Source organism: Erythrobacter sp. THAF29, from assembly GCF_009363635.1.
In the GTDB taxonomy this organism is placed as follows: domain Bacteria; phylum Pseudomonadota; class Alphaproteobacteria; order Sphingomonadales; family Sphingomonadaceae; genus Erythrobacter.
The window spans coordinates 2,522,196-2,534,126 of record NZ_CP045392.1 but is presented as its reverse complement, the minus strand read 5'-3'; the positions used below and the strand labels follow the sequence as shown (position 1 = coordinate 2,534,126).

Genomic DNA, 11,931 nt, shown 5'->3' with positions numbered 1-11,931 from the left:
GAGAATTCAGACCAGGCCGAGCTTCTCCAGTTTCACCATCAGCTTGCCGGGCAACGCGTCGCCAATGTCTTCGCCCGGAGCGAGATCGCGCGGGGGTTCGCCCTTGAGATAGCGCCAGCCTTGATGTGCGCGCTTGGGGCGCGGGTGAACGCGGATAAGTTCGGGCTTGAGCTCGATCCGCCAACGTCCGTCATCCCCCTGGGTGAAGCCGGTGATTTCGGACCGGGCGACAATGCTGTGCTGGTGGATCCAGTAAAGCGAGCCGCCGATACATTGCTCCCATTTGGTCGGACGATACTTGGTTGTCAGATAGGGGCTGCGGCGACCGGCATACCAGCTTTCGATATCGGAATAGCTCTGCGCGCCGAACGCGATCTTGGTCAGGTGAAGGGGCATGAGGCCAAGATGGAGGCGAGCGCTTTACGGCTCAACCCCCGATTCCTCACATTGTCACAAGTCCGCTCGCTACCGCGAGGCCGAGGAAAGCGAAAAAGCCCATCGAGTCGGTGATCATGGTAACGAACACCGACGATGCGACTGCCGGGTCCTGATCGAGCCTTTCGAAAACCACCGGCACGAGAACGCCTGCAAGGCCTGCGACCGCGATGTTGATGATCATGGCGAGCGCAATCACCCCGCCCATCATCGGAGTAAAAAGGACTGCCGCAGCAAGCCCGATCAGCACTGCGACGGTTCCACCGTTCAGCAGCGAAACGCGCAATTCCTTCCACAAGATGCGGCGGGTGTTGGCGCGGGTCAGCTGGTTGGTCGCGATGGCTCGAACCGCGACCGCCATCGTCTGCGTCCCCGCATTGCCACCGATGCTCGCGACGATGGGCATGAGTACGGCAAGTGCGACAAGCTTCTCGATCGCCGCGCCGAAAAAGGCGATGATCGCGGAAGCGACGACAGCCGTGCCGAGGTTCGCGATAAGCCAGCGCACGCGGCTGGAATAAGCCTCGCGGATCGGCTCATTGATGTCACCGTCGCCCGCACCCGAAAGCAGCAGCGCATCCTCGCCAGCTTCTTCGGAGATGATGTGGACGATGTCATCGACGGTTAGCTGGCCGACGAGCCGTCCGTTCTCGTCCACCACGGCGGCCGAAATCAGCGCGTATTTCTGGAACATCAAGGCGACCTCTTCCTGATCCATCGTCACCGGGATCAGGGTCTGGTCGCGTTTCATCACGTCGGTGAGCTTGACCCACCGCGGGGCGGTGAGGATCCAACTGAGGGCGCAGGTTCCCACCGGGTGGTGCTGCTCGTCGACGACGAAAACTTCGAAGAAGTCGTGTTCGAGATTACCTTCCTCGCGCAGGTAATCGATGAGATCGCCGACCGTGAGGTGTTCGGGCACAGCCACCACGTGGCGGTTCATCAGGCGCCCGGCGGTCTCTTCGGGATAGGCGAGCGCGGAATTGACCGCCTCTGCGGTTTCCGGCTCGAGTTCGGCGATGATCGCCTTCTGGTCGTCCTCGTCGAGGTCTTCGAGCAGCTGCACCGCATCGTCGGTTTCGAGCTGTTCGGCGATGGTCGCGACGTCCTCGGGCTCGAGCGCTTCCATCATCAGCTCGCGGACGTGATCGTTCAACTCGGCGACCACGTCGCTGGTCATCAGGTCGGTGATCGATGCGGCGAGCTGCGCGCGCTCGTCGGTGCTCAGAAGCTCGATGAGGTCGGCGATATCGGCTGGATGGAGCGGTTCGACGAGATCGTAGACCGCGCCCTTGTCGTCCGCCTCCAGCGCTTCGCGCACGCCTTTCACAAATTCGGGCTTGAGCCGGTTTTCCTCGTCGTGGCGCTCGTCGTCGATCCGGTCGTCGGGGCGCACCTCTTCCTCCGCCGTGTCGGCAACGAGGGTTTCGTCGTGAAGATGCGTCGGATCGACCATGCGGGAGGGTTTAGGGGCGCGCACTCGAAAAGCAAGCAGGTGACTCTGACGTTCAACCCTTTATACCGCCCGGCAAATCAAAGGAGATTCACACCATGGCCGAAAAACTGACCTTCACCCTCGATACCGGCGATGGCGAGCACAAGGACGTTGTCATCAAGCTGCGCCCCGATCTCGCCCCGGGGCATGTCGAGCGCATCACCGAGCTGGCGAAAGAGGGCTTCTACGATGGCGTCGTGTTCCACCGGGTGATCCCCGGCTTCATGGCGCAGGGTGGCGACCCGACCGGCACCGGCATGGGCGGCAGCGACAAGCCCGACCTCAAGGCCGAGTTCAACAGCGAGCCGCACACTCGCGGCACGTGCTCGATGGCGCGCACGCAGGTGCCCGACAGCGCGAACAGCCAGTTCTTCATCTGCTTCGACGACGCCGAATTCCTCGACGGTCAGTATACCGTCTGGGGCCAGGTCGAAGAGGGGATGGAGCACGTCGACGCGCTGCCCAAGGGAGAGCCGCCCGCACAGCCTGGTAAGATCGTGAAGGCGACGATCGCCTGAACTGAAAGGGCCTTTCGGTGATGCTGCGCGCTATCCCGATGGCGCTCGCGCTACTCCTGCTCAGCGGCTGCGTCACCTATCCCGATATTTCGCAATCGCGCTCCCCGTGCCGGGTTGAGCCGGGCGGGTGGTGCGGTTTCGTTCGTTCGGCGGCTGTCGAGGCGTATCCGTATGCGATCGCGGCGACCAACGCCTATGTCGGCGACGATGATCTGTTTCAGGATCCGGGACCGAACCTGAAGCGTCTCGAACGGCTGGAGATTGCCGAGGAGGACTTGAGGAAGGGCTTCGGTTACGAGGTATTCGAACAGTTCGCGCCCGGCAGTGCAGGCGACCCTGAGCGCCAGCCAATCGCACGCATCGTGTCGTTTCGCGGGACCGATTTCGACGGCTTCACCGATATCTTCTACGGTACTTTGCGCGACGACCAGATCGACATCGCACTGCGCTACTTCGAGGCCGAAATGGCGCGCTTTGACGACGATGTTCCGTGGATCGCAACCGGACATTCGCTGGGCGGAGCGCTCGCGACCGAGATATCGATCAAGTACCCGAACGTGCGTGCTTACATGTTCAACACCTCACCCTTTTATCGCGGCGAGGCGATGACCAACGATATGAGGCGGCTGGTCTTCAACGAGCGCGGGGAGGTGCTGCGACGCTTCGCGCGATACGGTCCTGCTCCTGCTTCCGACGTCTTCACGATCAACTGCGGTCCCGCAAACGGCTCCTTCACCAAGCACAAGATAAGGCCGCTCGCCGACTGCATCACGTGGATCGCCGCTTACGACAGCGAGGATGCGCTGGCGGTTGTGCGCGCCAACGACATTCGCAAACCGATGGTCGAATGCGGGGCGCCCGACAAGGAACACCCCGGCGCAGGCTTTCGCCAGTTCGTGCCGTGCGTGCATATAGCGCGGCGCCATGACGATGATTGAACCCGCGCGCGCTTCCCGCTAAACGCCCGCGCATCATGAAACCGCAGAATCCCCCCAAGACCTACAGGGTCAAGAGCTTCGGCTGCCAGATGAACGTCTATGACGGCGAGCGCATGGCCGAGCTGCTGGGCGCAAAGGGCATCGCCCCTGCGCCTGAGGGCGAGGAGGCGGACCTTGTCGTGCTCAACACCTGCCACATCCGCGAGAAGGCGGCCGAGAAGGTTTATTCGGATATCGGCCGGTTGAAAAAGCCGGACGGATCGAAGCCGATCATCGCGGTCGCGGGCTGCGTGGCGCAGGCCGAGGGCGAGGAGATCATGGCGCGCGCGCCGGCGGTTTCCATGGTGGTCGGCCCGCAGGCCTATCACCGCCTTCCGGAAATGCTCGATAAGGCGGTGGCGGGCGAGCGCGCGACCGATACCGACATGCCGGCGATCGCCAAGTTCGACTCGCTTCCGCAGCGGCGCAAGCGTTCGCCGACCGCTTTTCTCACCGTACAGGAGGGCTGCGACAAGTTCTGCACCTATTGCGTGGTGCCATACACGCGCGGTGCGGAAATCTCGCGCCCTTACAGTGACCTGATCGATGAGGCTCGCAAGCTGATCGAGGCGGGCGCGCGCGAGATCACCTTGCTCGGGCAGAACGTCAACGCGTGGGGCGGCGAGGACGATGCGGGCCGCGCTATCGGCCTCGCGGGCCTGATCCGCGCGCTGGCGCGGCTCGATGGGCTGGAGCGCATTCGCTACACCACGTCGCATCCCAACGACATGGAAGACGATCTTATCGCCGCGCATGGCGAAGTCGACAAACTGATGCCCTATCTCCACCTGCCGGTGCAGTCGGGCAATGACCGGGTGCTCAAGGCGATGAACCGCGCGCACACGGCGGAAAGCTATCTCCGACTGCTCGAAAGGTTCCGCGATGCCCGGCCCGATATCGCGCTTTCGGGCGATTTCATCGTCGGCTTCCCCGGCGAGACCGAGGCGGAATTCAAGGATACGCTGCAACTGGTCGACGAAGTCCGCTACGCGCAGGCTTTTAGCTTCAAATATTCACCGCGCCCCGGCACGCCGGCAGCGATGATGGACGACCAGATCGACAGGCAAGTGATGGATGACCGCCTCCAGCGGCTTCAGGCACGCCTCAATCGCGACCAGTTCGCGTTCAACCGGGCGAGCGAGGGCAGGACGTGCACCGTGCTCGTCGAGCGCAAGGGCAAGCGCCCCGGCCAGTGGCTCGGCAAGTCGCCGTGGCTGCAATCGGTGTGGTTCGAGGCGGATTGCCAGATTGGCGACATGGTAGAGGTGGAGCTTGTCGAAGCCGGCCCCAACTCGATCCGCGGTGCACTCAACCAGCCCGTGACCGTTTGACTTACACGTTACGGCTCTGAGACTTTCCACCGTTACGAGCGGACCACCTGCTTGCTTTGCGGCGGATCGGGCTTACCTTTTCGACTCGAAGGCGGGTTGTTGTCCGCCTTGAGCAAAAGGATTTTATGGGCCGTAGACCGACACGCGCAGACGATTCCGCCAAAGAGCCGAGAATCTCACCTGATCCCACTCCCATACGCGAGGCCCGCCGCGCACGCGCCGAACTGACATTCGACAACCAGTCCCTGCTCGGCGCCCTGTTCGGCGAATTCGACGCAAACCTCGTACAGGTCGAAAACCGCCTCTCGGTGATGATCCATGCCCGCGGCGACCAGATCGTGATCGAGGGCCGGGAGGACAATGTCGCCCGGGCCCGCGAGACGATCAACACCATGTACGACCGGCTGGCGCAGGGGCAGGACCTCGATAGCGGCGCGATCGAATCGCTCATCGCCATGTCGAACGAGCCGACGCTCGAGGGGATCATCAGCGGCGAGAAGGAAAAGCCGCCGATCATGATCCGGACGCGGCGCAAGACGATCGTGCCGCGTTCGGCAACGCAGGTCGCCTATATGCGCAGCCTGGCGCGCGACGACATCATCTTTGCTCTGGGACCGGCGGGGACCGGCAAGACCTATCTCGCGGTCGCGCAGGCGGTCAGCCAGCTCATCACCGGCAGCGTCCAGCGCCTGATCCTCTCCCGCCCCGCGGTCGAGGCGGGCGAGAAGCTCGGCTTCCTGCCCGGCGACATGAAGGACAAGGTCGATCCCTATCTGCGCCCCTTGTACGATGCACTCTACGATTGCATGCCGCCGGAACAGGTGGAGCGCCGGATCGAAAGCGGCGAGATCGAGATCGCGCCGATCGCCTTCATGCGCGGGCGCACGCTCGCCGATGCCTTCGTGATCCTCGACGAGGCGCAGAACACCACGCGCGAGCAGATGAAGATGTTCCTCACTCGCTTTGGCCAGAACAGCCGCATGGTGATCTGCGGCGATCCGCGACAGGTCGATATTCCGGGCGGCGATTCCATGTCGGGTCTCGCCGATGCGGTTGGCAAGCTGGAGGACGTCGAAGGCTTCGGCACGATCCGCTTCACCGCCGCCGACGTCGTGCGCCACCCGATCGTAGGCCGCATCGTCGAGGCTTATGAGGGTAAGGACGGCTGATCCAGTTCGATGCGCCACCCTGACAGCGACACCCGAATCTGGCCTCTGATCTGGTTCGCAAAATATTCGCTCTACTTCGGGTTTCCCCTAATCATCCTGTTTCTGATCTTCCACGACCGGGAGTGGTGGATGCTCGGTCTATCTGCCTATCTTATGCTGATGGTCGCGTATTTCGCTTGGCGGGCGGCAAATGGGAGTGTCAGGGTACGCTGGCGGATCGGTCTTGGTGGAGTGATCCTGTCCAGCTGGTCATTCATTATGTTCGCCACCTTCATCCCGGAAGGCGGCACCAAGATCTGTTATGATCGCTTCGTGAGAGCGCATTTATGGGGACCACTCGTGAACCTCGGACCCGATCCCTATTGTGACGGAATTCCGTTCGATCAGGTAAGGACGCACTGAGGCGTGGAGCTAGACATCGACATCGAACACTGGCCGTCGGGTGACTGGACGGCCTTGGCTGCGCGCGCCGCATCGGCACTGGCTGAGGTCGAACCGGCCATCGCCAATAGTCGTCTTTCGGCCAGCATCCTGTTCACCTCCGATGAAGAGGTTCACCTGCTCAACCGTGATTGGCGCCAGCGCGACAAGCCGACCAACGTCCTGAGCTTTCCGATGACAGAGCGTTCGGAACTGCTGGAACTGGCTGCCAACGGCCCGCCGGTCATGCTCGGCGATATTGCGCTCGCGCACGACACTTGCGCGCGAGAGGCGGCGGAGAAGGGCATCAGTCTCGAACACCATGCCGCGCACCTGATCGTGCACGGCCTGCTTCATCTCGCAGGGCACGATCATGTCCATTCAGACGAGGAAGCAGAGGCGATGGAAAAACTCGAAATCGCGGCACTTGCAAAAATGGACATACTGGACCCATATGGGGACCGTGATCACTAGCGAGTAATCACTCAATGGGCCCTGAGGAGACCAATGCCCGATTCCCAATCCCCCTCCGGAGAAGCGGAGAGTAGCAAGCGCGGGCTGTGGCTCGCGCTCCGCAAGTTTTTCGACAGTGACACCGATCGCTCGCTGCGCGCGCAGCTTGAGGAAGCGATCGACGAGCACGAAGACGAAAACGAAGACGCTGGCAGCGATGAGCAATCGAGCCCGAACGGCGACCTGACGCCGGTCGAGCGGCAGATGTTGCGCAACCTCCTCCATTTCAGCGAGCACGATGCGGATGATGTCGCGGTGCCGCGCGGAGAGATCGTCGGCGTCGAAGCGTCGATTGCGTGGGAAGAACTGGTCGCCGCTTTCAGCGAGAACGGCCATTCGCGCATGCCGGTCTATCGCGAGAAACTGGACGATGTGATCGGCATGATCCACATCAAGGACGTGTTTCCTTACCTTGCAAACGGCAGGAAACCGCCGCGCGACTGGACGGTGCTGATGCGCCAGCCGCTTTACGTACCGCAAGCTCGCGGCGCGCTCGATGTGCTCGCGGACATGCGTGCACGCCGGGTCCACCTTGCCATCGTGCTCGACGAGTTTTCCGGCACCGACGGGCTCATCACCATCGAAGATCTGGTCGAAGAGATCGTCGGCGAGATCGAGGATGAGCACGACGAAACGCCCGAAGAACTGATCGTCCCCATCGGGGAGGGCATGTGGGATTGCGATGCACGTGCCGAACTGGATGACGTGGCTGAGACAGTAGATCCGCGCCTTGCCGAAGTGGAGGAAGCGGTCGATACGCTGGGAGGGCTGGCGTTTGTTCTGGCCGAGCAGGTGCCGCCTGTCGGTACGATCCTCGAACATCCGAGCGGGTGGCGGATCGAAGTAACTGCCGGCGATGCAACGCACGTCAAACGTTTACGACTGCATGCCCCTGAAACGCCGCAAAATGCGAACGAGTTGCAATAATCGCATTTTTTGCGATTGAAGCTGCAATTTTCTTCGATTTTTTGCATCCGATAGATGTAATTCCGAGTATCTCCCCGTAAACGAGGAGAACTCCGGATGCCCTCACGTCGCTTGCCCCCTTTGCGCGCCCTCGAAGCGTTTATGCGAACCGTCCGTCTTGGATCGGCGCGTGCTGCTGCCGAGGAGATTGGCCTCAGCCCCTCCGCGCTCTCGCGCCGCATCACCAATCTCGAAGAATTCGTCGGCAAGAAGCTGTTCACGCGTGCTCGCCAGTCGATGCAACTGACCGATGAGGGGCAAGCCTTCTACGAGGCCGTGAACCCGCACCTTGAATCGCTTGCACGCGCGGTCGAAAGCCAATCCGATAATATCTCGCTCTTGCGCCTCAGGCTTGGCGTTTTGCCCCTCTTCGGGAGCCAGCGCCTGTTTCCGCGCCTGGGCGAGCTTCGGAAACGTCATCCGTTGCTCCACATCGATATCGACACAGGCCCGCATCTCGAGGACCGGGTGGGCGACACGCTCGATGCAGCGATCATTCTCTCGCGAGGTCCCGCGTCGGGCCTCCATGCGGTGAGGCTCGACCACAACCTCGTTCACGCGATTTGCTCGAAAGAGATCGCGCGCGCGGTTGGCGGAGAGGTGACGAAAGAGAGCCTCGCCAAGCAGACATTCCTGATCCACAACGAATTGCCTGAGAGCTTTGCCGCCTGGAAGAAGGCACATAATCTCGACGACATGGAGCCTGCTGCGATCGATCATTACGATTCAGGCCAGCTCATGCTCGAGGCGGCTGCGCAGGGGCTCGGCATCGCGATCATGCACGATGATCACATGCGCCGCGCTGCCGATAACCGGCTGACCGATCTCTCTGGCGAAACGGTCGAAAGTCCTTACAGCTACTGGTTCGTGTGCAAGCCGACCGCTCTGGAATCGCGGCCTGTGCGCCTGTTCCACGATTGGCTGGTCCGCGCAGGGCTCTAGTCGGGTTCTTCCAGGCTTGTCGCTTTCTTGACCACCCCCACGCCTTCTGCACCTTCGGGCGCGTCGTAGCGTATCGGCGGCACGTCGTGCGCGAACTGACGCACGGGTTTACCGAGCGCCTTCTGCAAGGCTTCCTCGATACGCTTGCGCGCCTCGGCGGCGATCGCTTTTCGCCCACGGATTTCCTCTGGGCTGAACGGTTCGAGAAAGTGCATGTGCAGAGTGAAAGTTCCGCGCCTCGCAAGCACGCGCTTGGCATTGTTGAGGCCGCTTTCCTGCCCGACCCACCCGATCCATTCGGCAACAGAATTGTAATCGAGCATGACCGGCTGGACGAATACCTCATCCGGCGGGGGCTCCAGAACCGAAAGCATGCTGCTTTTGAAGGGGAGTAGCGAATGACCGTCAGTCGTCGTCCCTTCAGGAAAAACCGTTACCGCCCAGTTGTCCGCAAGCGCCTCTTTCAGCGCGTTGATCTGCTCAGCCACGCCGAGGCGGTTTTCGCGCTTTACGTAAACGGTGCGATTGAGAGAGGCGAGCCAGCCTACCACCGGCGTTTCCGCCAGCTCGGCCTTGGCAACAAACGCCGTGCCGCATGCACCTGCCAGGGCAAGGATATCCATCCACGAAACGTGATTTGCGACATAGAACACGTCGCGTCGCAGGTGGGTGCCGTGTGTTTTGACCTTGCAGCCGCAAACCCGCGCCGCATAGCGCAGGAAAAGCATGGGGAAGGGCGAGCCGTACTTGAAGATGCGATAGATGTAATGCAACGGCACGAAAATCAGCAGCAGCAGGATCAGGCCGAGCGATCGGGTGATAATGCGCAGCCAGCCCATGAATGAGATCGGCGTCGGTTCCCCGCGCGCAGCGGCGACACGCAGTTCCCAAATTTTGCTTTCCGGTGCGTCTATGCCGTGTTCGGCAGGATCGTCAGTCATCCCGTGAGAGCCTGACCCCATAGAGTTCCATGCGGTGATCGACCAGGCGGTAGCCAAGCTTTTCGGCGATCTGGCGCTGGAGCGATTCAACTTCGGGGTCGACGAATTCGACCACCTTGCCCGTCTCGACATCGATCAGGTGATCGTGATGCGCTTCGGGCACAGGCTCGTAGCGCGAGCGTCCATCGCCGAAATCGTGGCGGTCGAGAATGCCCGCCTCTTCGAACAGGCGCACGGTGCGATAGACGGTCGCGATCGAGATCTTGGGATCGATGGCCGAGGCACGTTCGTGCAGCATTTCGACATCGGGATGGTCTTCGCTTTCGGACAACACTTTCGCGATCACGCGGCGCTGCTCGGTGATCCGCAGGCCTTTCTCGGCGCACAATTGTTCAAGATCGATCTTCTGGTTCAAGCAAAGCTCCGTCACGTCTTGGGTACAGGCGCATGTCCTGCGACCACCCGAAAGTAAAGCACCCCGCCTCTTATACGAGACGGGGTGCCTTGCTCAAGTTGGCCGAAAGCCGTCACCCCCAGCGAGGGAAGCGGCTAACTGCAACGCTTACTTCTTCTTGCGTCCGCGGCGAGCGCCCGGTTTGCGACCGAGGCCGATCTTTTTCGCGAGATCGCGACGCGTTTCCGCATAGTTTGGTGCCACCAGCGGGTAGTCTGCCGGCAGTTCCCAACGCGCCTTGTATTCTTCAGGCGACATATCGTGTTCGGTCGAAAGGTGACGCTTGAGCATCTTCATCTTCTTGCCGCAATCGAGGCAGACGATGTGATCCTTCTTGATCGAAGTGCGGATTGAAACGGCCGGTTCTGGCCGCGGTTCTTCCTTACCGTCGTCTTCGCCGAGCGACGAAAGAGCTGAAAACACGTTGGTAATCAACGCCGGTACGTCGTCGACTTTAACTTCATTATTGCTGACATGCGCGGCGACGATATCGCTGGTGAGCGTAATCAGCGTCTCCTTCATTTCGATTTCTAGGTCTTGCATGAGTTCCTCACTCGCAATTATTGTTATTCGGACTCTCCGGCCCGATTACTTGTCCATGAACCAGCTTTCGCAGCTTTGCAATAAGCCGCTACGATTTTGCCTCAAAATGAGATGGTTACTGCGAATTTAGATGGTGCGACCAAAAGTAATGGCATCGATGCGACTGCCATCGCTCGTGCGATAATAGTTGGGGCGCTCGCCGATAGGTTCGAAGCCCGATCTGCGGTAGAGATGTTCCGCCGGATTGCCGCGCCGCATTTCGAGGAAGATACGCGAAGTCGAACGCGAGCGCGCCTCCGAGAACAGTAACTCGATCAAGATCCTGCCGAGGCCGCTTCCCCGATACTCGGGAGCGACAGCGATCAACAGCAATTCCTCCTCGTCGGCTCCTTTGCGGGTGAGGACGAAGCCTGCGGGAACGCGCCCATTGGCGCTTTCGATCGGGACGCCGTTCTTGTCGATGAGCAGCGCGTTTGTATTTGGAAGTGCCAACGCTTCGGCAACCTGCCGTCTGTTCCACGCCTCGCCATAGGTAGGGTCGAAGGCGGTTTCCATCACCTGCATGATCGCGTCGACGAGATGGGCCGGGTCGCTCATGTGGCCTGTCTCGCCTTCTGCGGTGTCGCATCGGGTGCCCGGCCGTAAATAGGAACCAAGTTGCCAGTCAGGATCGCGCCGGGGAGAGTAGCTGTGTGCCGCGCATCAGGCAGGAGATCGCGCGCTTCGTGCCCTGAGCCGAGAAGTTCGGCGAATTCGCTTGCCTTGCTTCCTGCAATGACTTGCTGCGCCCCTCGCTCGACCGCTGCGGATGGAGCAAGAGAAGACATTTCGTTTTGGGCCAAGAGGTCGGGACCGAAATCGGCGATGAACCACTCACCGTGGCCGCCATTCATGCACACGGTCACGGGTCGATCGCAGCCTGTCATTGCGGCCACCAAAGCGAGTGTTGGATAGCCGAAGACTTCTGCCTGCCAGGCGAAACCGAGCGCGCGAGCGGTCGCGATGCCGATGCGCACGCCGGTAAAGCTGCCGGGGCCGAGCGAAACGAGAATGCGGTCAGCGCGCCCCTTGTCCGGCAGCTCGGCGATCATCGGTACCAGTTGCTCGGCATGGCCGCGCCCGAGAACGCGGTGGTCGTGCGCCATGAGTTCGCCGCCCGCGAACAGGGCGACAGAACAAGCCTCGGTGGCCGTCTCGATAGCGAGCGTGCGCATGCCGCAGGCCCTG

At 61.3% G+C, this 11,931-nt stretch carries 15 protein-coding genes; 8 read left to right on the top strand and 7 right to left on the bottom strand.

The genetic code is table 11. From position 1 onward, the window contains the following. Positions 1-6: 6 nt before the first annotated feature. Together FIU90_RS12310 and mgtE are read right to left on the bottom strand one after the other, a co-directional pair. Positions 7-396, bottom strand: a complete 390-nt coding sequence (locus FIU90_RS12310; RefSeq protein WP_152435038.1) for a DUF1489 family protein — start codon at positions 394-396, stop codon at positions 7-9. 46 nt (positions 397-442) lie between these two features. After that, positions 443-1,891, bottom strand: coding sequence for a magnesium transporter (gene mgtE / locus FIU90_RS12305; protein ID WP_152435037.1), 1,449 nt, complete (start codon positions 1,889-1,891; stop codon positions 443-445). A gap of 95 nt (positions 1,892-1,986) precedes the next feature. On the opposite strand from mgtE, the gene FIU90_RS12300 reads away from it, so the two are divergent. From FIU90_RS12300 to FIU90_RS12265, 8 genes are all read left to right on the top strand, one after another. Continuing rightward, positions 1,987-2,448 carry a peptidylprolyl isomerase gene (locus tag FIU90_RS12300; RefSeq protein WP_152435036.1) on the top strand — a complete coding sequence of 154 codons (462 nt, stop codon included), beginning with the start codon at positions 1,987-1,989 and terminating at the stop codon, positions 2,446-2,448. A 20-nt stretch (positions 2,449-2,468) separates the two neighbouring features. Continuing rightward, positions 2,469-3,386 (top strand): hypothetical protein, encoded by a 918-nt coding sequence (locus FIU90_RS12295; RefSeq protein WP_152435035.1) that lies wholly within the window; start codon positions 2,469-2,471, stop codon positions 3,384-3,386. 35 nt (positions 3,387-3,421) lie between these two features. After that, positions 3,422-4,756: a tRNA (N6-isopentenyl adenosine(37)-C2)-methylthiotransferase MiaB gene (gene miaB, locus FIU90_RS12290; protein WP_152435034.1), complete on the top strand. Its 1,335-nt coding sequence runs from the start codon at positions 3,422-3,424 to the stop codon at positions 4,754-4,756. A gap of 125 nt (positions 4,757-4,881) precedes the next feature. Next, positions 4,882-5,925, top strand: coding sequence for a PhoH family protein (locus FIU90_RS12285; protein ID WP_152435033.1), 1,044 nt, complete (start codon positions 4,882-4,884; stop codon positions 5,923-5,925). A 9-nt stretch (positions 5,926-5,934) separates the two neighbouring features. Then, complete coding sequence (locus tag FIU90_RS12280) at positions 5,935-6,327, top strand: hypothetical protein (RefSeq protein ID WP_152435032.1); 393 nt, start codon at positions 5,935-5,937, stop codon at positions 6,325-6,327. A 3-nt stretch (positions 6,328-6,330) separates the two neighbouring features. Next, entirely contained in the window at positions 6,331-6,819 is a 489-nt protein-coding gene (gene ybeY / locus FIU90_RS12275) for an rRNA maturation RNase YbeY (RefSeq protein ID WP_152435031.1), read from the top strand. A gap of 33 nt (positions 6,820-6,852) precedes the next feature. Beyond that, the gene (locus FIU90_RS12270; RefSeq protein ID WP_152435030.1) at positions 6,853-7,785 is read left to right on the top strand and encodes a hemolysin family protein; all 933 of its coding nucleotides are present in this window, start codon (positions 6,853-6,855) and stop codon (positions 7,783-7,785) included. A gap of 96 nt (positions 7,786-7,881) precedes the next feature. Then, on the top strand, positions 7,882-8,766 hold the full coding sequence (locus FIU90_RS12265; RefSeq protein WP_152435029.1) for a LysR substrate-binding domain-containing protein: 885 nt from the start codon (positions 7,882-7,884) through the stop codon (positions 8,764-8,766). On the opposite strand, the gene FIU90_RS12260 is transcribed toward FIU90_RS12265, so the two are convergent. The 5 genes from FIU90_RS12260 to tsaB all read right to left on the bottom strand — a co-directional run bounded on the left by FIU90_RS12260 (position 8,763) and on the right by tsaB (position 11,918). Next, positions 8,763-9,707, bottom strand: a complete 945-nt coding sequence (locus FIU90_RS12260; protein WP_234029514.1) for a 1-acyl-sn-glycerol-3-phosphate acyltransferase — start codon at positions 9,705-9,707, stop codon at positions 8,763-8,765. The two genes, FIU90_RS12265 and FIU90_RS12260, sit on opposite strands and share 4 nt — an antisense overlap. Next, positions 9,700-10,122 carry a Fur family transcriptional regulator gene (locus FIU90_RS12255; RefSeq protein WP_152435027.1) on the bottom strand — a complete coding sequence of 141 codons (423 nt, stop codon included), beginning with the start codon at positions 10,120-10,122 and terminating at the stop codon, positions 9,700-9,702. Before FIU90_RS12255 ends, FIU90_RS12260 begins: the two co-directional genes overlap by 8 nt. 147 nt (positions 10,123-10,269) lie before the next feature. Next, positions 10,270-10,704, bottom strand: coding sequence for a MucR family transcriptional regulator (locus tag FIU90_RS12250; protein ID WP_152435026.1), 435 nt, complete (start codon positions 10,702-10,704; stop codon positions 10,270-10,272). Between the two features lie 126 nt (positions 10,705-10,830). Next, the gene (locus FIU90_RS12245) at positions 10,831-11,301 is read right to left on the bottom strand and encodes a GNAT family N-acetyltransferase (protein WP_152435025.1); all 471 of its coding nucleotides are present in this window, start codon (positions 11,299-11,301) and stop codon (positions 10,831-10,833) included. After that, positions 11,298-11,918 (bottom strand): tRNA (adenosine(37)-N6)-threonylcarbamoyltransferase complex dimerization subunit type 1 TsaB, encoded by a 621-nt coding sequence (gene tsaB, locus FIU90_RS12240; RefSeq protein WP_152435024.1) that lies wholly within the window; start codon positions 11,916-11,918, stop codon positions 11,298-11,300. Before tsaB ends, FIU90_RS12245 begins: the two co-directional genes overlap by 4 nt. Between the last annotated feature and the right edge of the window lie 13 nt (positions 11,919-11,931).